Genomic DNA, 22,149 nt, shown 5'->3' on the forward strand with positions numbered 1-22,149 from the left:
ATCCGGATTGTGATACGAACACTGATACAGGGATGTGGTCCAAGCGCGAGAGAATCCAATGACAGAAAACAGAGTGTTTTCGTTAGAAGCTGTAATTTCACAGTGTTTCTACGAACTTATACGACTCGCTATTGCGTCCAGCTTGGTTGCGGCAGCCTTCTTACCTTGGACCAATTTTGCCTACGCCGAAAGTGCTGGTTTGGTTCTGGTCGATAAATTCAAAGTGGCAGACAAATCAGAGGGATTTTCAGAGCCTTCCGGTTTGGCAATGTCTAACGCTGAAGGTTTCTTGTGGTCTGTAAGTGATGCCGAACCCAAACTGCATCTACTCGGAGTCGACGGGGTATTAGGAAACTCTTTTAAGTTGCCAGCATTGGCAGGATCAGATTTGGAGGGTGTTACACCTCGAAAGGATGGGTCTGTTTTGGTGCTTCAAGAAACTGACCGATCAATCCTAGTCGTTCACCCAACTGACCCCATTCAACTGACGACAATACCTCTCGCATCTCTTAAAGGTTACCCGACCGCCGCTGCATTACTCGTCGGAAACCCTTTGAACAAGGGACCCGAAGGCATCGCCGTTGACCCGGAATCCGGGCGGGTCTTCGTTGGCATTGAGGGACAACCAAGGTTGTTAATGGTGTTGTCGCCAGAGCTAGACGAAATTATTGAGATCATTCCTTTAGCCCGCGATGCAGGTTTTATCTCCGAGCGTGTAGATGATGATAAACTGGATTTGAGTGGCCTGGCATGGTCCCGGTCCTCGCGTTCTCTTTGGATTGTGAGTGACAAAAGCCGTCAGATCTTCGTCTACAATCCAGAATCCAAGTCCGTAAAGTCTTTATGTTTGACGTTCACAGAAGATGGAAAACAAAAAGAAGTTAAACATCCCGAAGGGATCGCCCTCGATGAGACCAGAGGGCTTCTCTATATCTTGACAGACGATGCCAAGAAATCGCGGCTTTATGTTTTTGAGCAACCGGAATTGTGAGGACTGTCCTACTAGTTCTCCACTCTAACTTGTTGAAAAGCCGGGTTGTGTAATTGAGCGCCGTCGGATGGGCGGCGTATAAAGTAAATCTGCGTTCTGTTCATTGTGTTTCTTAAAAACATCGCCCATCATTACATTCGAGTGGCGTCAGGTTCACACATGTGAACCACATAGTAACATTGGACTTCAACATGCTCAGTCACTTTAAGGTTGTCAAAAATGCGCGTATTCAGCTCAGTTGTTTTTGCGATCATTTGCACTCTTGTGGCCACTGCATCAGTTCCAAGAAGTAGCATTGCCCAAACCTAGGACATCGCATCCCAGCACTCGGTCAGCGGCGTAACGGTGTAGGACGCGGATGAGCTGTTAACTTTTGCCGGTCAATTGGCCTTCAATCGGTCAGGGCGCATCACAGCGGTGGAGGTCGCATCAACGATCACTCAGATCTACCGAGAAGACGGTTACTTCTTGGCTTAGGCCTGGTCCGGTCCCGATGGACAGAGCATAATTGTTGACGAAGGGCGCATTCAAACCATCGAAATTGAAGGCGTAGATACTCGCACGTTCCAAACACTAGAGAAGATTTTTCAGCCCCTCACCACCGCATATCCAATAACTCTCAAACGATTTAAGCGGGCGGTTAACCGAACTTGGCTGGTGGTCAGACGCGCAAGTTAGGTTGACCAAAAGTGTCAGATGACGGCTTCGCGCCCGTTGTGTCGGATGCTGCTTAACTGCAAATGACGACTTTGGCGGATTAAAGGTCAAGAAACTGATGACTATCGGAGCTTCAGTACTAACTCACGCCCATGGAAGAATTGGAGATTTCTGGCAAGCAAGAGCTCTGGGATTGGCTAAACAGCAATCATGCTCAAACGGAGAGCGTCCGCCTCATCACTTGGAAGGCATTGCACCCGCAAAAGTACGTCAGCAGAGAGGATGTACTTGATGCAATAATTGCTTTCGGTTGGGTCGATGGACGCCGGTTTGTCGTTGATAAAAACAGGACTGCGCAGCTCATATCGCAACGCAAGCAACAGGCTTGGTCAAAAAGCTACAAGGATCGGGTCACGCGCCTGCGAAAAGAGGAGCTCATGCATCCAGCCGGTGAAGCCGCTGTGGAAAACAGTCGTGCGTCGGGCCTGTGGGACTTTTTTGCGGATGTCGATGCGTTGATTTTGCCACCCGATCTGCAAAGCGTGATTAACTTGGAAAAGTGGGAAAGCTTAGCTCCTTCTTACAAGCGAAACGTATTGCGTTGGATCAAACTCGCCAAGACAGATGCCACGCGAAGCAAGCGGATCGCGAAAACGGTTGAAGCAACACACAAAGGCACCAAGATACCACAGATGTAATGTGGCATCCGAAACAAGAGCCCACTTACGTTGGCGCGAGGAAATCAAAGGATTTGACCGTGTGTACATGGCAGACTTTCATCGGCCGCGTAGAAATTATGGAATGGGGCAAAAGCACCTATACCGTCTTGCCAATTTCAAAAACGATAGCCGAAAGGCTAACGTCCAATGGTGCCAGACGCGTTGAAATTGAGTTGAATGACCACCCCTTCAACATGGCACTTACCAAATCCCCAGCGTTTTCCGGCACCTTCGTTCACACAGGAAAAACCATCCTTCTCGCAGCGGCTATATCACCGGGTGAAGAAATAGAGGTTCGTTTGCGCAAAGCTGACCCGGATTTGGTGGAAGTGCCAGATGATGTGATGTTGGCGATACGTGCCGCGATGGCGAGCGATGCGTGGTCAGCTTTGACCCCCGGCAAACAACGGAGTCTCCTTCATGCGGTCAACACTGCGAGGCGTTCAGAAACACGGGATAAACGCATAGAGCAATTGATACTTACCCTGCGACCGTGACGCAAAAATCACGACTCGGCAACGAGTGGGGTTGTTTCCGTTGGGTTTCCGAAAGCTGACATTCGCCGCAAGGCTGAAAACGGTAGCAAAGTCCGTAAAGGCATAGTTTCAAAGCTCGGTATTGAAGGTCTACTTTGGGCTGACTCCGGTCAACCATGCTTATCGTAGAGACTGGTAGTACTTGGTTCCGCAGAGCAGTGTTGGGGAAATGCTTATCCGGGGCGCTTTGGTTCCTAGCAAAAGAGGCGCTTAGATAACCCTGATTGTTCCATGAGCCCTTGGCCTTAGGAGTGTGCAAGATTACGGTTAAGAGCTTCAAGCCCTTTTCAAGCGCCTAAATGTGGCTTCATCGGAGTTTCTGTTAGCCCTGTTGTGGCACACGGTAATAGTTAATCCGACGATTGTCCGTCGGAACTTCGGCGTAAATCATCTCCTGGTCTCTATCATGGAAATAGACAGTGTCCGGAGAGGTAAGTATGGGTTCGGCTCCGGCACAATTTACCACTGTGTCCAGTCGAAGCATCTGGTCGTCCTCAATTACTCCGGTTCCGAAGATTTTTGCCGTCCCTGAACAGAGGGAGTGCTGCGGCGTGTTTACGACGATATTGTAAGGCCCTACCTGCTGCGGCTCGATCCTCAAAGAAATCGTAGCTCCGGTCAGTGGGTCGACCCCCTCGTACTGGCCTGCCCAATTGTCTGCGGCAAGCGCTGGAACGGCGAGAATGCCAAGTGCAGTGGTTGCTGATACAAATGTTCTCGTTTTCATGGAAAAATATCCTCCAATTAACTTTCTGTTTCACAAAAATTGGAAGACTTAACTTCCCTTTTCGCTGCAAACCGAAGCTGGTTATCTTGAGATTTGAATTCCACGAAGCAAAGGTTAAGCTTCCTTTAGGTTTTCCCGAGAACGCCCTGAAGCACGAAATCAGCTGTTCGCGGGCTCTGTGCCAGCGGTAGATCGTATACAATCGCAAGGCGGCTTAGTGCTTTAACATCAACGTCATGAGGCATCGGCGACAGCGGATCGACAAAGAAAAACAGAGCGTCCAGTTCGCCTTCACAAATCATGGCACCAAGCTGTTGGTCGCCTCCCAGAGGGCCGCTTTTTAAAGGTGTGACGTCAAGTGACGGCAATGCATCAATTATTTTGCCGCCCGTAGTTCCGGTGGCGAAAATTATATGGGATTGAAGCGCTTTCTCATGCAACTGTGCCCAACTCACCAAACTGTCCTTTTTGGCGTCATGAGCTACCAAGGCTAGCTTTAGAGGGACTTCATTTGATGTTTCGAGCATAGGATTCTCTCGCTTCTTTGGTCAGGCTTTGCGGGTCAACATCATGGCGACTGAGGCGTAGCGGAATGGGTATAACTCGGGGTTCTCACGGATCAGGTCTTCGGCCTTTGCGTAGATATTGTTGACAAGCGGAGACCTGCCTTCGCTTGTCGGAAGCGCATTGGTTAAAACAGCCTCGGTGAACGCCCTAAAGAAACCGACGAAGTCATGTGCGTAGGCTGCGGCGTCACCACTTTCTTTAAATGCATCGCAAAATGGGACGCTCACCTCGTAGGCTTCCGCTTTTTCAATGGAGTAGTAGTCGCTTACATCAAATGCGGGATTGATTACCGGCTCGGTCAACTCCTCTAAGCTTCGGAAGTAGACCGGCTGGTAGTACCCGGCGTATGTCTGTTGGGAAATCTCCCCGTTCTCAACGAAGTGAAGAACCGCGTCGTTTAATGCGTCATAGATCCCATCGCACGTTCGCGCGTCGTCGGTGCAGCCAAAAACCTCTACGATCACCTTTCCACCCGGGATCAACTCAGCCGCCCGCATTTTTAGAAATTCAGCGACATCCTGAGCGGCCTGGTTTTTGAAGAGGTTCCTAATTTCCTTCGAAACCGAGCCGCGACCTCGGATCGAACTGGGACCGTTTGGCAATATGTAGTCGTTGAGCTCAGCTACAGGCCGGCGTGATAGGAACCCGATTGTGTTGAATGTCTTGGCCAAACTGATGCTGTTCGTGGGGAGCAGTCGGTCATACATCGAACCACCAACAATGGATGAATATACGTTGTGCTGGCTTTCAGAAGACGCTTCGCCGCGTTGCAAAGCCAAGAACAACTCAGAAAAGTCATTTGTAGGCAGATCTGAGTATATCGCTCTTACCTCTGACGTTGATCGGGTGTTTAGAACGCGTGCCACTTCTCTCATGACGGCGATTGAATTTGACCCTTCGGAACATCCAAAATCGGCAATGCCTGTGGCCCCATCGGACATAGGGAGGGTGCGAGCTGCCTCTTCGATCCAGGGCATGATCGCGGCAATCGCGTTCCACTGCGGTGCGGAATGCGAGTTGTAGTACCCGTGTCCCGTCATTCCCGATGTCGTTGAACCTGCAACAGGCGTATGAAATGTGGGATCTTGTTCTTGGTTACTGTTCACTGTGACCTCCGACTGTGGATGTGCTCTGAGACCAGCGCGCCTTAAGTGTGGGCAACTGCCAAATGACGAAGAGCGAGAGAAAAGCAGTTGCGATCAGATAGTAGACCGGAGCAAAACCATCCCCTGTTCTGTTCACAAGGTAAGTTGCGATGAATGGGGTTGTGCCACCAAACAACGCCATACAGCTGTTGTATCCAATGGCAACTGTGCTGCACTTAAGTCCGGGGGGCGAGATGTTGGTCAGCGTAGTGACCGCAAGTGCCCAACCTACGCTGTTGATAAGAGACAGGCCCAGTTGTCCAAGAAAAATGAGTGTAATGGAGCTTTGATGCATCAAAGCCCACAGCGGCCAAGCGAAAAGGATCGTTGCGACGGTAGCAGTCAATAAGACCGCGCGAACTCCGAAACGGCCCGCGAGGAGACCAAATAGAGGGGCGGCCAGGGCCATCAGAAGCAAATTGACCGTGGTGATATCGAGAGCACGTGCAGAGGAGACTTGCATATCGTCAGTCAGGTAGGATGCCGCATAAACAAAAATCATGAAATAGATGACGGCTGTTGGAATAAGCAGGATCATCATCTTCAAGAGCAATCCAAAGTGGTTCTGGAAGGTTGTAACTACAGGTGACACGCCTGATGGCTCTGTCTGGTCCGTTACAAGCGTCTCCTGCAAGTCACGACGGAGGATGGCACTTAGCGCGGCAATGACAGCACCAAACAAAAACGGCAGCCGCCACCCCCAGTTTGCAACTTGTTCGTCGCTCAGGACATTCGACATCAGCGCTGGAACGGCTGCTCCCAGGACACAGCCCAACAGCATAGCGCATACAATCAGAGAGCCGTTCAACGCCTGACGTTCAGGCGCTGACTGTTCGATTGTCATTACGCCTGAGGCTGTGAACTCTCCTGCCACCGAGAGACCTTGAACGACCCGAATAGCGACAAGAAGAATGGCCGCTGAAATTCCAATTTGATCGTAAGTGGGCAAAAGGGCTATTGCGAGCGATCCCCTACCCATAACCATGACAGAGATGAGCAACGCAGGTTTGCGACCCATCCTGTCTCCGATATGGCCAAAGATGACGCTACCTATTGGCCGTACAGCGTAGCCTACGGCCAAAACTGCGAAGGCAGACAAGAGTGCTGCGAAATGGTCCCCTTCGGGAAAAAAGACGCGTCCGATGACCGGAGCGAGAAATCCGTAGACCGTGAAGTCATACCATTCGAGAACATTCCCGCTGGTCGTTGCAATGACTGATTTTCGAGAGAATCTTTGTGTCATTGGGTTGCCTCTGTTCGCATTTCTAACCCGACGGCGAGACTATGAACGCCGGCGCGTAAGCCACGAGTTGGCTCCGACAGTCACTCCTTACTTCAGCTCTTTTTCCAAGATTTTAGAACGCTGCATATTCAGCTTCTCGATCTCTTTTTCGACCTTCTCTCTGGACTGATCGGATTTAAGGCAGTCGCCCCGCAGCTTTTGCATTTCCTTTTCGTTTTTAGCTTTCTCCATCTTTCTGACGGTCGCGATGGTCTGCTTCTCGATGCCCATTTTCTTCTTCTCAAGCATCTCGATTTTCTTGGAGAAAAGGTCGATACTCTTGACTGCTTTTACGGTTTTTTCGTTGTACATTTTTTTGGTCTTTCGTTTTGCTGGTTGTGATGTGGCTACGATTTATGCGCCGTTTTTTGCCTGGTGATGCGAACCACTTCACATGAAATCAATTTACGCGCGTAAAAATATTACTTTTCGCGCGATATGACGTTTTTGTGATCATTCTTGGGCGGTAAAAAACGGTTTGAGTCCACGTACGACGCAACTCGATCTGCTCTCTCGATACGGGTCATGACCAGCAGACGCGCGGCTCCGCTAAAACCAACCTGGACAGCAGGGCGGTTTACTGAGCAGTCCTGTTCGCAACGATCATAGCGAAAATTTGAAAGAACATGGCACAACGCGACACAGCTCTTGATGCTTTAGAAGCGTTCTATTCAGCGCTTACGCGAACAGAATTCCAAATTGCTTGCATCCAAGGAGAAACCCAAAAGGCTTCACTGGTTTCAAAGACTGCGAACTGTACGACCCAGCCCAACCAACCGTTCTCGGAAACTCTGAAACGCCGCATAGAGCACAGGAATCATAATCAGCCCAAGAGTGCTGTCGAGGATCATTCCGAACAGTACCGGATAGCCCACTGATATTCTTGCAGCAGCCCCTGCTCCGCTGGACAATACCAGAGGCAAAACACCAACTATAAAACACAGACCTGTCATCGTAACCGGCCGGAACCTGACCTCAGCTGCTTTTAGGGCCGCATCTTGAATGCTTACACCATTGGATCGCTGCTGATTGGCGAATTCTACAACCATGATTGCTTTCTTGGCTGCCAAACCGATCAATAAAACCATCCCAACCTGGGCAAAAATATTGCTGGTGAGGAAAGGCAAAAGCGCTAGTGGGATCAACGCACCTAAAAGTGCAAAAACAACAGATGAGACTATCGACAGTGGCAGAATCCAGCTTTCGTACAAAACCACAAGAAAAAGGTAGGCCAGCACCATGGCTGAAAGCACGATGTACGGCACAAGACCCTTTGCCTTCACTTCTTGCTGGGTCACACCGGACCACTCGATCTGAAATCCATCGGGAAGAGTTTCGTCGGCAATCGTTTGAATAGCAGCGATCCCATCGCCTGAACTGACTCCGTCAGCCAGCTGAGCGCTGACGGAGGCTGCCGTAAAAAGGTTGTACCGCGGGACAGTATCCGGTGCGACGACCGGTTCACTACTGACGAAGTTTCGAACCGGCAGAGAGTCTCCAGCACTGTTTTTTACGTAGATATTGTCGACGTCATCCAATGTCTGCCGGAATTGAGCATCGGCGGATATTACCACCCAATAAACCCGCTCATTCAGCACAAAGTTGTCGACGAAGTACGAGCTTAGATTGGATTGCAAAGCCGTAAAGATATCGGCCACACTTACGCCGAGGGTCTCTGCTCGGTCGCGGTCAATCGACAGTTTATACTGAGGACTTTGGGCTGAAAAATTGCCATGTGCCCGCGAAAACTGAGGAGCCGCATTCAGCGCAGTTACAAAACCATTCATCATCGCGTCAAGCTTTGCCCCGTCGCCGTTTTCGAGATCTAACAATTCCAGAGAGATTCCCCCGGTTGAGCCAAGCCCGTGAATGGTCGGGAAAGGAAAGACGTATGAAACCCCCTCAGGCAGTGTAGCGAGTTGGCGTTCCAATCGATGCATGATCGCGAACCATTGCAAGTCCCTGCTAGTACGCTGATCCCATGGTGCTAAAGTGACGATTGCCATCCCTGCATTCGAGCGACCTCCGGCCAGCATCGAGTGGCCAGAAACAATTGTGATTGACTCAACTCCCGGTGTCTGCTCAATCAGCGCACCTGCTTCATCCATAAATGCTTGTGTGCGTTGTAATGAAGCACCGTCGGGCAACTCCATAGATGCCATCAAAACGCCGTTGTCTTCTTGCGGGATCAGGCCAGTCGGAACAGAAACAAAGAAGTAAATAGTCAAACCTACGGCCCCTGCGAAAGCCAGGAGCGACATCGCCATGTAACGAAGCATGAAAGCGACAAGGCGCAGATACTGACGCCGCAACCAAGAAAGCCCAGCCGGTACTAACGCCAAAGGTCCAAACGGCTTTCTGCCTGTCTTCAGCATTATTGCACACAAGACCGGCGACAGAGTTAGCGCATTAACTGCGGACAAGACAAAAGCGAAAATGATAGTGAGCGCGAACTGGAAGTAGATTGTGCCGGTTACACCAGGGAAGAAGCAAACCGGCACAAAAACAGCCGCCAAAACAAATGTGGTCGCAATGATTGGGCGGTTCACTTGAGACATCGCTTTTAACGTGGCTTCACGAGGATCCAATTCCTCCTCGCGCAGGATTCGCTCTGCGTTCTCGACAATGATGATTGCATCGTCCACAACCAATGTGATTGCCAGCACGAGAGCAAACAGCGTTATCATGTTTGCGCTGAAACCGATGCCATAGATCAGCGCTACCGTCCCCAAAAGCGAGACGGGAATAGCAATGGCTGGTACGATGGTGCCGCGCACGCTGGCCAGAAACAAGAAGGTCACCGTGACAACAAGTCCGGCTGTCAAAGCCAAAGTTTTCAAGATTTCCCGGATTGAAACACGCACTGCATCCGTCACGTCATACGTAATTTCATAGGACACGCCCGGCGGAAACTTTTTTGACAAGTCCTTCATCAATGCGTGCAGGTTGTTCGAGATTTTTAGCGCATTGGCTGAGCTTTCTTGATATACGGCGACGGTTGCAGAGTCTTTTCCGTTCAATTTAGTCGAGCCGGAATAGGTTGCGGAACCTAACTCGACCCGAGCGATATCCTCTAGTCGAGTTACTGACCCATTTGCGTCCGAAGCGACGATAATTCGCCCGAATTCCTCTGCATCCCGCAGCAAGCCCTCCGCCCGCAGCTTGAACTGAAAGTCCGTTTGGTCATCTGCGAACGGTGGTGCTCCAACTTGTCCAGCGGCCGCGATGACGTTCTGATCCTTGATCGCGTCGGCTACCTCGGCCGCAGTAATACCTAGCGCAGCCATACGCACCGGATTGATCCAGACCCGCATGCTATATTCCAGCTGGCCGAACTGCCGAACTGCGCCTACCCCTGGCAACCTTTGCAAAGGATCGTGAAGGAAATCAGCGGCATAGTTGCTAAGATACAATTCATCTCGCGATCCGTTTGGCGAGGTCAGGTTAATAACAACGATCATATTCCCAGACCGCTTGGTTACCTCAATTCCCTGTTGCAAAACGGCCGATGGCAGTTCGGAGCTGGCCAGCGCGATACGGTTCTGGACCTCAACAGCGGCTACGTCGGGATCAGTGCCCAGTTCAAAGGACACATTCAGCATGTAGGTGCCGTCGTTCGCGCTTTTGGACGCCAAAGACAACATACCCGGTATACCGTTTACGCGTTCTTCAATGGGTGTAGCCACAGATTCCAAAATGACTTGTGCATCCGCGCCCGGATAAGAGGTATCAACATAGATCTGTGGAGGCGTGATGTGCGGATATTCAGTGATCGGGATGAGACGGACACAGACCGCTCCGAAAATAACCATCAATATCGCTATAACTGCTGCAAAATGCGGCCTGTTGATGAAGTAGCGCGCGATCAAGCCGGACCCTAACCTTGACTTTCGACCGCTTTCACGACCAAACCATCATGAATTTTTTGAAGACCCTGGACTACCACACGGTCACCTTGGGTCAGACCATTTGTGACCTCGGTTTTGGTAGACGTTTGGGTGCCGATCTCAATATTCCTTCGGTTCGCTTTACTCTGATCATCGACTAAAAACACAAAGTACCCCTGCTTATCAAATTGCACAGCGTTACGCGGCACGGTCAGCACCTTCAGGTCGTCGGATCCAGTCAGACCAACACTCACGAACTGACCTGGAATCAAAACTCCATCCGGGTTGTCAAAGCTAGCGCGTAGTTCAATGGTGTCAGTATCCTGATTGACGCTGTCGCCGACGAAAATGACCTTACCCTCCGCTGGATAGGTCTCTCCATCTGCCAATCTAATTTGGGTCGTCAACTTGATATTGCCTTTGTCAATGAGCCCTTTCCGACGCTCCTGCTGTAGAACAGGCTCAGAGATAAAAAAGCTAACTAGCATCGGATCAATACTGTTTACAGTCGCCAGAACACCAGTGTCCGAACTCACGAGATTGCCTGCATCAACAACAGACAACCCGATGCGTCCATCAATCGGGCTGACGATTTCGGTATAATTCAGATCGATCTGCGCAATCTTGAGATTTGCCTGTGCTTCATCTACCGCCGCTTGCTCTGATGCGTAATCTGCTAACGCAGTGTCCAGCACCGATTGCGGTATATCTCCCTTATCGAACAAGGCCTTTTGCCGATCCAATTCGGTCTTACCCGCCTGAGCGCTGGCTTCTGCGCTTTTAAGCGCGGCCGAAGCCCTATCTACGCTGGCAGCATATTTATTCTTTTCTATGCGGAATAGAACATCGCCTTTCGACACCGTTCCACCCTCGACAAAATTGACCTCCTCTAAAAAACCTTCCACCCGTGCTTGCAGATCGACGCTTTGATCTGCAACTACGCGACCGACGAACTGATCTTGTTTTTGCAAATCCTCTAGCGTCGCTGATGCCACCATCACGCTGGGAACAGTCGCTTCGGACTGAGCCGCTGCCATTGCCGGCAGAAACAAGTAAAAGAGTATCGAACCAAGCAGATCAGAAGGTTTCAAAAGGCCGCCCTTTTGCTAGATTCATTCGACTATCTCCGCATCAGGACGGCGGCGCAACGGTTTTCTCCTGCGGCGAGGCTAGCCCAGTTTTAAGTGCTCTACTCATCCCTTTACGGGAACTCTCGCTATCGCAACCGACTTGGTCTCAAGGGATCTGCCTAACGAAAATCAGACAACGCTATAGGTGATATCACGCTGTTTTTGCAATCGTTGCATTGTTCAAAGCCTGCGTAAGAAGCTTGATAGGACACTTTGAAAATCTACTCGATATTGGTCTACATCATCAAACTTTGGGGTAATAACTGCCAATTCTGCGTTAGGGATTATTTTTGAAAGCGACGACGCATAATCAAGCGGGTGAATGATGTCATTGTCTGTTCCAACCACCAGAGTCGGCACATTTATCGAAGCGACATCGTCGACACTCAAACTTGGTCCGTCCATGGAAATCCGCGTAAGCAGTTCCGCAGTGATATCGAACGGTTGTCTGTCGAAAAGCTCGAGAAGTGCACTCAAATTGTGAGAAAAATGCTCCGACAACATGCTGTGGAGTTCACTTCTCCGAAATTTGCTCAGTGCTTTTTGGGGATCCTGACGAAGAGACCGTCCGATAAGCAGTAGTGGAAGCAAGTTTGATGGTGCTTGAGACATCAGCCAGGCTGGTCGACCCACCACCAATGCTCTGATAAGCTCAGGTCGCTGAACGGCAACACGCAGCGCAACAGCAGAACCCATGGAAATACCACCGATTACGACAGGCCGGGAAGCTTTTGCCTCTATGAGCGCAATCACGTCGTCTGTGAATTGTCTGATCGAGAAGTCATCAGCAGGCCCGGCTTCTGAGTCGCCATGTCCGCGAAACTCCATCGCTACAACACTTGTATCTGTATCTTGCGGAAAAGCCTCAATTGGATATTCAGCGGTGTCGCACAAGCCGTGTTGAAACACCATGGTGTCATCTGTGAATTCGCCTTGCACAGCTAGTTTTACACCATCGCAATCAAATTTCGATCTCACAACCATCTGACATTCCTTAATAAGCTCTCGGTCGATAGCCAAAGCTTAAAACACAATTTGTTCTTTTCGTAGAGCCGTATCGCTCCCTTGAATCAGGATTGCGCTTTCAGTTCAAAAAGAAAACGAACCCACTCTCAATGGAATTTGTCTACACCTACTTCAAGCAGATATCTTTCCTGTTGAAATCGCGGCGGCAAAAAGAGGGGTGCCGAAAGGATAAACATTAGGGCTGTGAATAACGCAAAAGGCAACCCTGAAGTCGAATAGTCTTCCAACTCAACCACAGTGGTGAAAGCGCCAAACAAAGCAAGCAAGCCCATCGCAAACGGGAAAGCAAGCAAGGCTGAGGTCAAAACGATTTTCGAAAGGCCCATCGCTCTTTCTCGTCTTCCGATTGATGCATTGTCCAAAAAACATGCACGTTGTTTATTTTGGAACAAATGAATTTGGCATTTCAATGGACGTTTCCACAACCGCCAAAGGCAGTGTCTCTTTGAGCAGACGTTTGTTAGCCTAGGCGATGTAAGGCGAAGGTGTTGAGTTCCATGAAACTGATTTTGCGAATAGCTGGACATGCCGCCCTGCTCATTGTTGTCGTCATTGCGCTTGTCTGGACTGCCTTAGCGTTGCCTGTTTTCTCCGGCTTTCGAACGCCGGTTCTGGAAAAGATGCTTTCAGAACAAATCGGACAGACAGTGCAAATAAGAGGAGATGTGAGCGTCGTTTTGGGACCGACAACCCACGTCCGCGCAACCAAAGTGGAAGTGCCCAGCGAGACAATAGAAAACGTAAATTTGGCAGCTCTAGAAGTTCTAGAGCTTGAACTAAACCTGCCAGCGTTGATTTCAGGTCAGATCAACATCGACAACTTGATCATCGATGGATTGAAAGTACGACTACTGACCGACGCAGACGGGATGCAAAGCTGGGTTGCGACCAATCGGCCTCAGGTTAGTACGACAGCATTAGGGATACAGAATGATACGGGTGGTATTCTAGATTTCCTGAGCGACAAGACAGCAGCTTTCACGTCCGTTTCTTTGATCGCGGAAAATGAGACAACCGGTTTCGAATTCGATTTCGAATTGGAAAATCTGCATTTGGATCAACTCGGTGACAATTCCGGTGCAACAGTGACAAGCCACGGAACAGTAAACGGGCAGAGCTTTCAGATCAAAGGTGACTATCCACGAGGCCAGCCATTCAGGACAAACGCGAACTTCGGAGCAATGCAGCTTGACTTCAACGGCAGCCCTATCTCTGAGGAGAATGGTGGCGGTTTCAAAGGCAAACTGACGTTGGATACTGGTGAAATCGGCGATCTTCTGGAACTTCTCCGACTGGATCGCGATATTGAAGGTCGGGCAAATCTAGCAGCCGACATAGAAAGCCAGAACCCAAAGCTGAAAGTCTCAGATCTCAGCACGGCCTTAAACCTTTCAAAAGGTCAATTGCTGACAGTGGAAGGCTCTATCGAAAATCTGATCGGCTTTGAAGGTATCGATCTTGCAGTTGACGGACGCCTCTATCCGCAGGGTGATCCACCTGAAACGGCCACGGATCTAAAGGACTTAAAGCTCACCGACCTTTCAACCCACGTTGTTGGCACTGAAAACGCGCTGGAGCTTCAGGATCTGACTCTGACCACCAACGCGTTTGACAATGAATTAAAACAGATAGGTCCGGTTCGCTTTGGACGCCTGTTTCGCGCTGACAATGGTAATCTTATGCTGGAAAATATTAGCTTGCAGGCGGGACCACAGGATCGACCCTACTTTTTGGCCAAAGGCAACATTAAAGACCTGTTGCGCCTGAAAGAGGTCGCCTTTAGCGCTACGATGTCGATACCGTCATCGCTGTTTTTCCAAAGCCTTAGCGCAAAATCGCTTGGCAGCGTCGAAGGCAGTTTTTCGGTGGACGATCTACAGGGGTTCCTAAGCCTCAACAAATTCGATGCGCAGACCGTTGATACTGAAATATGGGTGCTCAAAACCCAAGCCAAACTCGGGAATGTAAACGAATTTGAAAACCTGTCCTTCGATTTCAATCTAGATGTCAAAGACAGCGCCCGTTTCCTAGCGGCCATTGGGCAGAAAACAATCAAAGCCGGACAATTAAAGGTCAGCCTGTCCGCAAACGGAAAACAAGACAACTTCTCAAGCGTACTTGCGGTAACATCCGGAAAGTCGCAACTGAGTGCCAAACTTGAGACATCCACGTCTGGCGCGCGTCCACTGACGCAAGGCAAGGTTTCCAGTCAGAGTATTGAACTTCAAGACGTTAGAAACGCTTTTGCTTTTGTCTCACGCATTGCAACAAGCTTTCGCCAACCCGGAACCAGTGGCGTAAAGCACAAGGTGTCGAAAAGCAAAGTCAGTGATCTTGTCGAGGTAGAAGACTTTCTGCTCGATCAGGATGTCGATGTGTCCATTGATATCAAAAAAATCGAGGGCGAACAGGGAATAACCAGCCTGTCCAGCCATCTCAAGGCAAAGAACGGCCTTGCCCAGCTTGGGCCGGTCGATGTCGCCTATGATGGAGGTCATTTCTCCGCTACGGCAAAAATGAATATGGTGAAGAGCCCGCAGTTGCTTTCACTTCAAGGCACAATAAAGGATTGGAATCTGGCAACCTTGTTCAACGAGTTTAATACTAAATACTCGGCAGTAGGCCAGCTTCATGGGAATTTTGAGTTTACCGGAAACAGGCGCTCGGTTGAGACCTATTTTAACTCGATGAGAGGCTCTGCATCTATCTTGATGACAAATGGTGGAATATCAACCAGTCTTCTCGAACTGTCCGGTCTTGGCATTTTTCCTTGGTTAATTTCTGAAGAACTGAGAAAAGGTTACAGCAAGATCACGTGCCTCGCCGCTCCTATTAAAATCGATGCTGGCGACGTTTCATTCAGCTCGTTTGTCGCGGAAACTAAAAAGGTACAGCTTGTTGCCCACGGCGATCTGGATTGGAAAAAAAACACGATTTCAATTCAGGCCGAGGCCCGAAAACTCGGTAGGCCCTTGTCGCGGAGCGCGTGGCCGTTCGAGGTCGTTGGGACGCTGACGCATCCGAAAATCAAGCTTCTTCACCACAACGTTTTCCAGAAACGCGCGGACGGAGCGACAGAGTTACCCGAAAACCGAAGATCCTGTATTCCGGATATAGATCAACTGAAACGATAGAATAAGATTAACTTTGTGTTGCACAGAATTGGCGGGTTACATCCCCAAACATCTGGCGGAGTCTACTTAGCGGGTGGCGTGCGGCTATCGCCTGCTTTTTGACCTATCAACGGGTTGTCTAGCGTTGTTTCACGCTGGCTTGAGGTAATTGCGATGGCGTGCACAGTGATAAATACCTTAGAAAGAAAACGGTCTTTTGAGCAGCCTCATCTGACTGGTCCAGCTTGATTGTTAGTGCTTCATTGGCTTTTTATCCATCGGAGTGGTGGATTCGAGCTCTGCGTGTCTTGAATGAATGATGAGGCCGTGATCGCGCAGTTCCCGCGCAGAGTGTTCGGCCGGTGCCTCACCTCGTTTCCGAAGGCAACTCATCAAAAAATAGCCGATAGTCTTTCGCAAACTGACCCATATGCCAAAACCCGCAGCGGTTGGCAGCATCCGCAATTGAGCCATCGAAGGATCTGTTCAGCAGGTCCTCGCGAACCCGGTTTAGCCGGAGCCGCATATAGTACGCCTTTGGACCAAGACCGAACTGTTCCTTGAAGGCGCGGTCCAATGTGCGCCATGAGGCTGCGCATTCCCGGCAGATTTCCTCAATCGAGATCGGGTCCTCCAGATTGGCGAGCATGAGATCAATTGCGCGGCTCAGGGCGCGCCGTCTGGTTTCAGCTTGGCTTCTGTCAAAATGCGCGTCCGTGTCGGTCAGGATCTTAAGGGCCTCAAGCATCAGCGCCTCTTCAGTGTCCTGATACCAGTTGGCAGTCGCGTCGTTCAGCAATCGGACGACAGCCCTCTGCAGCCGCGCCATGCTGGCCAACCCTGCTTTGGTGCCCAATTTGCGGGCTTCCGGTTCGTCGCCCTCTAGATGAAACCCGCAAGTTTCGGCCAGCTTTTCCAACCGTTCGGTTTCAAACGAAACTACGCTTCCCGAAAATCCAGCGGTCGTGATGCCATCAAAACCATCCCGATCACCGAAGACCAGAAAAGCGCTGTCCGTGACGTCATTGGCCTGCCACTTTTCGATGGCACCGCGCGTGGGGATGCCAAACGTCTTCCATCCGTCCGGCGAAACACCACGCTGGTGGACACGCTGGTTCATCGCGATGTTGAGGGCAGAAACAGCCTGACCTGAACGCACGGTTATCGCTGTGGACAACCGCCCGGGATCGAGCTGCCGAAAATCGACCTCCCAGGGCGTGAGCTCTCCGATTCTGTTTGGATGATCAAGAGACAGGGCCATCGCCGGTGACGCTCCGCCCCAACCGGACGGCGCCGCGTTTGGCATATTTGGCGAATTCTTGATGTGGTCCACCCCCAGATCCTGACAGTTTACCGGTAATGTAACGAATTCAATAGGTGGCATGTCAAGTGAAGCCGATGTCTTCAAGCGATACGACAATGGGCCGCCCTCGGCTACCGAAGGGGGATGCCCGATCCGAACGAGTGGTGACGTTCCTGACGCCTTCGGAACATTGCCAGCTTTCAGAGCTGGCAAAACGATCAAACCAATCCCTTTCCGCAAAATGCCACGAACTGATCGTTCAGGCGTTGGAATCTACGAGTGTCAAAAGGAGGTCCGAGAGTGACTAGAGCCTTACGTAAGACGAGTGTCGCAGCCTGTTTGTTTGCCATGCTGGGCGTCATGCCAGCAAGCGCGCAGCAAGATGCGATCGTTCATGATGGTGAGTTCGAATTCCTGAGGGCCCAGTTCGGGGATCAATGGGATGCGCAGGACGCTGGGATCGAGGCCAGGTTGGCCGAGATCCGCGAGGCCAATGACGGCAAGCCTCCGAACTTTCTGTACATTCTTATCGATGACATCAGCTTCGGCCAGATGGGCGAGCGCAAGATGAACTATGTGATGGGGATCGAAACCCCAAATATCAACGACTTCGCCAGTGAAGGCATGTCGCTGATGCGCATGTACACGGAACCCTCCTGCACGCCGACCCGCACGGCCATGCTGACTGGTCGGCACCCGATCCGGGCCGGTGTAGAAGAGGTTAAGGTCGCCCTGGTCGGCGAGGGCCTACCTGCAAGCGAGGTTACCCTGCCAGAGATCCTGAAACAGGCCGGGTACAACACCTCGCATGTGGGCAAGTGGCATCAGGGTGATATCGAGGAAGCCTATCCGCACAATCAGGGCTTTGACTACGCCGCCTTTCCGCTGCACCAGCAGGTGCAACTCAGCCTGATGACCCGCGAGGCCATGCAGGCCAACAACATGCTGGGATATCATCCCTCGGGGCAGAACAACCAGTTTCTGCTGGATGAACGGTTCAAGCCCTATGGTCTGGTCACCGGTGTCGAGGCACAGGCAGGCGGCACCGCGCGCGAAGTTGACATGGAAGCGGGCGAAGAATGGACGCAGGCCAAGTACGAACAGATGAACGAACGCTATCAGGCGCAGGCACTGGGGCAGCTTGAACAGGTCGCCGCGCAGGATGAGCCGTTCTTTTTGCAATACTGGCCGCTTTACCCGCTGAACTTCGTCTACCCGGATCAGGCGCTGTCGCGAAACGGCGGCTTCCATGCCGACAAGCTGCAACTGCTCGACGGCTGGATCGGAGAGGTGCTGGCCAAACTGGATGAGACCGGCGAGGCCGACAACACCATCGTCATGATCATGGCGGATAACGGGTTGATGTATCATTACGAGGGGACCTCAGGCCTGAACCAGTTGATCTATCGCGGCGGCAAGACCCAGCATCTTGAGGGCGGTGTCCGAACCGATGCCTTCATCCGCTGGCCTGGAGTGATTGAAGCCGACAGTGCTGCCGGTGACATCTTTCACGTCTCGGATATCTATACGACGATGGCTCGCATCGCAGGTGCGACGGATTTCATCCCGCGCGACCGGGTGATTGACGGTATCGATCAGACCGCCCTGCTGCTTGAGGGTGAAGGCAATGGCCGCCGCGACTACGTGTATGTCTATGAGGGGCCGGTTCTGCGTTCGGTCGTCAAGCAGGAGTTCAAGATGCACCTGCCCGCGCCCGGTCAGCCCGGAGCGGCAGCGCCCGTCTTTAACATCTATCGGGACCCGCGGGAAGAGAACGCTCTGATCGGGAACGCGCTTTGGTCCGGTGCCTCGTTCCAGGACATGGTCAAAAGGCATCAGAAAATGATCGCCAAATATCCGAACTCCGAGATCGGCAAGGATATCCCCTATGGCGGCATCGAGAACCTGCGGCCTGAAAGCCAAGAGGCCCGCGACGTGTTCATGAGCTGGCAGGACTAAAGCCGAACGTCACGCCCTTCGGGGCGTGGCGATCACAGTCCCGCTCGACACAGCAATGGAGAGAGACATGAGACTATTCAGATCTATCGGTGCTGCGACCCTGCTGTTTGTCGCCGGTACCTTTCATCCAGTTCTCGCGACCGAAGATCGTGCCGTCCCATTGGAGGGGGTGTTGAATACACGCGACCTGGGTGGCCTGACAACGCAGGACGGTCGCACCGTACGGGCAGGGCAGCTCATCAGATCTGGTGAGATCGACCAGATCAGCGGAACCAGCATGCAGCGCCTGGACGACATGGGTGTCAGCGCAATCGTTGATTTGCGAACAACGTCCGAGGCAACGGCGCATCCCGTCCAATGGCCCGAAGGAGAGGGTCCCGCGCGCCATCACTTCCCAGTGATGGAGAATGAAAGCCAGATGATTGATGATATGCGTGCCAGTATCAAGGCGGGCACGGCAACCGAAGCAGAAACAGATGCTTTGTTCTTGGGGGCCTTTGGCTATATCGCAACTGACTACACGGCAGAGTATCGCGATTTTTTCGACGTTTTGCTGGACCAACCCGAGGGTGAGGCGGTTCTGTATCATTGTTCGGGCGGCAAAGATCGTACCGGTGTCGCGACCGCGCTTGCGCTGACAGCGCTTGGTGTTTCCAAAGACGAGATTCAATCGGATTTCATGATGAGCAATACGCTCAAGGACGCGGACAACAAGGCCCAACAGATCGCGGCCGAGGTCAATGCGGCCGAAGGGACAAATATGACGCCGGAAGCAGTCTGGCCATCGCTGGGGGTGCGAGAGGCCTATCTTGATGAGTTCTACAAGAGCGTTGAGGCTAGCTATGGCTCGGTCGACGACTACCTGCGTGAGGGCCTTGGGCTGACGGACGCAGATTTTGAAACCCTCCGCAACCGGTATCTGAACTAGGCTGGCCACGAAAATTCACTTTTGAAAACAATCGGTCGAAGGCTGGCGTTTTCGGACACCAAAGCCATGCGAAGCAAGCGTTCGTACCAAATGCTAGCCAACGGGTTTTCACTGCGAAGGATCTCAGGTACGACTCTGCAAAAAACAAAACCGAGAGGAGGAAGAAATGCTGCGCTTTATGCCTTTGGCTTTCATCGCGATGGTGGTTTTTTTGAACCTTTCAAGCAGTTCGCCCGCAAACGCACAGAACTTTTTGGACAAAGTGACAGAAGGTGTTTCTGATGCGGCAAAAAGGGTTGGGGATGTCGCTGAATCGGCAGGCGAGACCGTACTGCATGCGGCGGACGGGGCGACTGCGTCTGAGATCGACGCCAGTGTAGATACAGCACTGGCGCAACTTCTCGCGAGCTCCCCTGAAGCGGCGGATCTGTCCAACAAAGCAGTCGCAATTTTGGTTTTTCCCAGGATCACCAAAGGCGGCCTGATGGTTGGAGGTCAGTTTGGAGAAGGCGCGATGCGCGAAAACGGCGTCACGACCGGGTACTACAATATTGCCGGTGCGTCCTATGGTTTTCAGGCGGGCATTCAGCATTTCTCTTACGCTCTGTTTTTCCTCAACTCCGACGCCCTTGCCTATATGCAGAACAACGATGGGTGGGAGGTCGGCAGTGGTCCCACGCTCGTTGGCGGTGACGAAGGCTGGTCGGCATCGATGGGAACAAACGATCTGCAGGGCGACATCGTGCCAATCATCTTTGGTCAAGAAGGGCTTATGGCAGGCGCCGGTCTTCAGGGCACTAAGATCACCAAGATCGAAAAGTGAACTGCGGGGTGACTGCGTTACACATGCAAGGATCGCTCATTTCTTGATACGAGGCACCCATGGCCTCTGTTCAAATAGTCCCGCTTGATCTGTCGCGAGGGTCGCCTGCTTTCCGTCCGAAAACCTGACGACCTGGACAGATCAACTCAAAGTGCGTCTCCGGTCTATGGCTTTAGCGCTTGGGTGAGGTCCTTGAACATGAAGGTTGTCGGCTCCAGCGCGGGTTCGAACGGGTTGCGGCAGTAGTTCGGAATCTCTCCTGCGGTTTGAAAGCCAAGGCCTTGGTAGAGAATCCGCGATGGGTCGGTGCTGCGCGTATCGAGCACAAGCGTTGTTCTGCCCAGCTCAGATGAGCGAGCGAAGAGCGCGTTCATCAAGCTGCGCCCCAGGCCTTGGCGCCGGGCATCAGGATGGACCAAAAGCTTGGCGACATCGGCGCGGTGCGGCTGATTGGGCATAGAGGCCGGAATCAACTGTACCGTCCCAAGGATACGCCCACCGCTTTCTGCAACAAACAGGTCCAAGGCCCCTGCGTGCAGTTCAGGGCGAACGCGAGTCTCCCAATAGCGCTGGGCGTCTGCGTGGTGGAACGGCAAGATGAACCCGATACTTGCGCCCGCATGCACGCAACCATGCAGGATGTCGGTGAGGTCATTGAGCGCCGCGTCGAAAGTGGCATCGGTCAGTCTTGTGATCATATCAGCACCAGCATATAGCGCGCGCCTCGGGTGGCGCCGGTTTCAAATTGTGTCGGGCCGGATAGGTGGTATCGCAGGCAGTCTCCTCCACCGAGCGCGTGCGCCGTGCCGTCCACGGTGAGCGTCAGGCTTCCGTCCAGAACGATCAGGTGGTGTTCCTGCCCCGGCTTCGGAGGCGTTTCGTACCGAACCACCGTATCCGGCGGCAGGTGGCATTCCAGCACCTCACCGCTTAACCCGGTGGAAGGGGGCGAGACGGATCGGCGCGTGAAGCCTGTTTCCGGATCGCTCCATTCGGGTTGCCGTTCAAACGGGACCTTGGGGTCGAAACTGTCCTCGACCATCATCAGCAAACGCGACATGGGCAGACCATACGCGGCGCAAAGTCGGCCGAGTGTTTCTGCCGTCGGGCTGACCCCAGCCTTTTCCATACGCGAAAGGGTTGCCCGGCTGACGCCGCTGTTGTCCGCCAGCTGATCCAATGACCAGCCGCGGCTTTGGCGCAGCTCCTTCAGGCGGATGGCAAGGCGACTTGAGAGGGAATCTAGCATTGATCAATTGTGAGAATAGTTTCCGTATGTGAGAATAATAACCTCAAAATATAATATTGCAAAAGAAAACGGGCGCGGAATTCACCGCGCCCTTTATACTTCCTAAG

The 22,149-nt window shown here is 52.0% G+C and carries 19 protein-coding genes; 7 read left to right on the forward strand and 12 right to left on the reverse strand.

Annotated features, from left to right (window positions below):
• The first annotated feature begins 58 nt into the window (after window positions 1–58).
• From ACR0AI_RS08935 to ACR0AI_RS08945, 3 genes are all read left to right on the forward strand, one after another.
• Complete coding sequence (locus ACR0AI_RS08935; RefSeq protein WP_480673284.1) at window positions 59–991, forward strand: SdiA-regulated domain-containing protein; 933 nt, start codon at window positions 59–61, stop codon at window positions 989–991.
• An 809-nt stretch (window positions 992–1,800) separates the two neighbouring features.
• Complete coding sequence (locus ACR0AI_RS08940; protein ID WP_480673286.1) at window positions 1,801–2,346, forward strand: YdeI/OmpD-associated family protein; 546 nt, start codon at window positions 1,801–1,803, stop codon at window positions 2,344–2,346.
• Window positions 2,347–2,405: 59 nt separating this feature from the next.
• The gene (locus ACR0AI_RS08945) at window positions 2,406–2,864 is read left to right on the forward strand and encodes a YdeI/OmpD-associated family protein (RefSeq protein ID WP_480673288.1); all 459 of its coding nucleotides are present in this window, start codon (window positions 2,406–2,408) and stop codon (window positions 2,862–2,864) included.
• Between the two features lie 361 nt (window positions 2,865–3,225).
• Here ACR0AI_RS08945 and ACR0AI_RS08950 read toward each other — a convergent pair whose 3' ends face one another.
• The 9 genes from ACR0AI_RS08950 to ACR0AI_RS08990 all read right to left on the reverse strand — a co-directional run bounded on the left by ACR0AI_RS08950 (window position 3,226) and on the right by ACR0AI_RS08990 (window position 12,993).
• A complete protein-coding gene (locus ACR0AI_RS08950) occupies window positions 3,226–3,630 on the reverse strand; it encodes a hypothetical protein (RefSeq protein ID WP_480673290.1) in 405 nt (134 codons plus the stop codon).
• Window positions 3,631–3,755: 125 nt separating this feature from the next.
• On the reverse strand, window positions 3,756–4,157 hold the full coding sequence (locus tag ACR0AI_RS08955; RefSeq protein WP_480673292.1) for a methylglyoxal synthase: 402 nt from the start codon (window positions 4,155–4,157) through the stop codon (window positions 3,756–3,758).
• A gap of 21 nt (window positions 4,158–4,178) precedes the next feature.
• Complete coding sequence (locus ACR0AI_RS08960; RefSeq protein ID WP_480673294.1) at window positions 4,179–5,303, reverse strand: class I SAM-dependent methyltransferase; 1,125 nt, start codon at window positions 5,301–5,303, stop codon at window positions 4,179–4,181.
• Window positions 5,293–6,585 carry an MFS transporter gene (locus ACR0AI_RS08965; protein ID WP_480673296.1) on the reverse strand — a complete coding sequence of 431 codons (1,293 nt, stop codon included), beginning with the start codon at window positions 6,583–6,585 and terminating at the stop codon, window positions 5,293–5,295. The genes ACR0AI_RS08960 and ACR0AI_RS08965 overlap by 11 nt, the downstream gene beginning before the upstream one ends.
• 87 nt (window positions 6,586–6,672) lie before the next feature.
• On the reverse strand, window positions 6,673–6,936 hold the full coding sequence (locus ACR0AI_RS08970; RefSeq protein WP_480673298.1) for a hypothetical protein: 264 nt from the start codon (window positions 6,934–6,936) through the stop codon (window positions 6,673–6,675).
• Between the two features lie 428 nt (window positions 6,937–7,364).
• The gene (locus ACR0AI_RS08975; RefSeq protein WP_480673300.1) at window positions 7,365–10,493 is read right to left on the reverse strand and encodes an efflux RND transporter permease subunit; all 3,129 of its coding nucleotides are present in this window, start codon (window positions 10,491–10,493) and stop codon (window positions 7,365–7,367) included.
• 8 nt (window positions 10,494–10,501) lie between these two features.
• Window positions 10,502–11,602, reverse strand: coding sequence for an efflux RND transporter periplasmic adaptor subunit (locus tag ACR0AI_RS08980; RefSeq protein WP_480673302.1), 1,101 nt, complete (start codon window positions 11,600–11,602; stop codon window positions 10,502–10,504).
• A 219-nt stretch (window positions 11,603–11,821) separates the two neighbouring features.
• On the reverse strand, window positions 11,822–12,625 hold the full coding sequence (locus ACR0AI_RS08985) for an alpha/beta fold hydrolase (RefSeq protein WP_480673304.1): 804 nt from the start codon (window positions 12,623–12,625) through the stop codon (window positions 11,822–11,824).
• A gap of 128 nt (window positions 12,626–12,753) precedes the next feature.
• A complete protein-coding gene (locus ACR0AI_RS08990) occupies window positions 12,754–12,993 on the reverse strand; it encodes a hypothetical protein (protein ID WP_480673306.1) in 240 nt (79 codons plus the stop codon).
• 171 nt (window positions 12,994–13,164) lie between these two features.
• Here ACR0AI_RS08990 and ACR0AI_RS08995 point away from each other — a divergent pair, with 171 nt between their 5' ends.
• On the forward strand, window positions 13,165–15,801 hold the full coding sequence (locus ACR0AI_RS08995; protein ID WP_480673307.1) for an AsmA family protein: 2,637 nt from the start codon (window positions 13,165–13,167) through the stop codon (window positions 15,799–15,801).
• A 346-nt stretch (window positions 15,802–16,147) separates the two neighbouring features.
• On the opposite strand, the gene ACR0AI_RS09000 is transcribed toward ACR0AI_RS08995, so the two are convergent.
• Window positions 16,148–17,041: a helix-turn-helix domain-containing protein gene (locus tag ACR0AI_RS09000; protein WP_480701299.1), complete on the reverse strand. Its 894-nt coding sequence runs from the start codon at window positions 17,039–17,041 to the stop codon at window positions 16,148–16,150.
• Between the two features lie 342 nt (window positions 17,042–17,383).
• Between ACR0AI_RS09000 and ACR0AI_RS09005 the strand changes: the two genes are divergently transcribed.
• The 3 genes from ACR0AI_RS09005 to ACR0AI_RS09015 all read left to right on the forward strand — a co-directional run bounded on the left by ACR0AI_RS09005 (window position 17,384) and on the right by ACR0AI_RS09015 (window position 20,793).
• A complete protein-coding gene (locus tag ACR0AI_RS09005) occupies window positions 17,384–19,042 on the forward strand; it encodes a sulfatase-like hydrolase/transferase (protein WP_480673311.1) in 1,659 nt (552 codons plus the stop codon).
• Window positions 19,043–19,109: 67 nt separating this feature from the next.
• Window positions 19,110–19,970 (forward strand): tyrosine-protein phosphatase, encoded by an 861-nt coding sequence (locus tag ACR0AI_RS09010; RefSeq protein ID WP_480673313.1) that lies wholly within the window; start codon window positions 19,110–19,112, stop codon window positions 19,968–19,970.
• 166 nt (window positions 19,971–20,136) lie between these two features.
• Complete coding sequence (locus tag ACR0AI_RS09015; protein ID WP_480673315.1) at window positions 20,137–20,793, forward strand: lipid-binding SYLF domain-containing protein; 657 nt, start codon at window positions 20,137–20,139, stop codon at window positions 20,791–20,793.
• 164 nt (window positions 20,794–20,957) lie between these two features.
• On the opposite strand, the gene ACR0AI_RS09020 is transcribed toward ACR0AI_RS09015, so the two are convergent.
• The gene (locus ACR0AI_RS09020; protein ID WP_480673317.1) at window positions 20,958–21,491 is read right to left on the reverse strand and encodes an N-acetyltransferase family protein; all 534 of its coding nucleotides are present in this window, start codon (window positions 21,489–21,491) and stop codon (window positions 20,958–20,960) included.
• Window positions 21,488–22,042: a helix-turn-helix domain-containing protein gene (locus tag ACR0AI_RS09025; protein ID WP_480673319.1), complete on the reverse strand. Its 555-nt coding sequence runs from the start codon at window positions 22,040–22,042 to the stop codon at window positions 21,488–21,490. The genes ACR0AI_RS09020 and ACR0AI_RS09025 overlap by 4 nt, the downstream gene beginning before the upstream one ends.
• Window positions 22,043–22,149 lie beyond the last annotated feature (107 nt).

Source organism: Ruegeria sp. BG3, assembly GCF_056538485.1.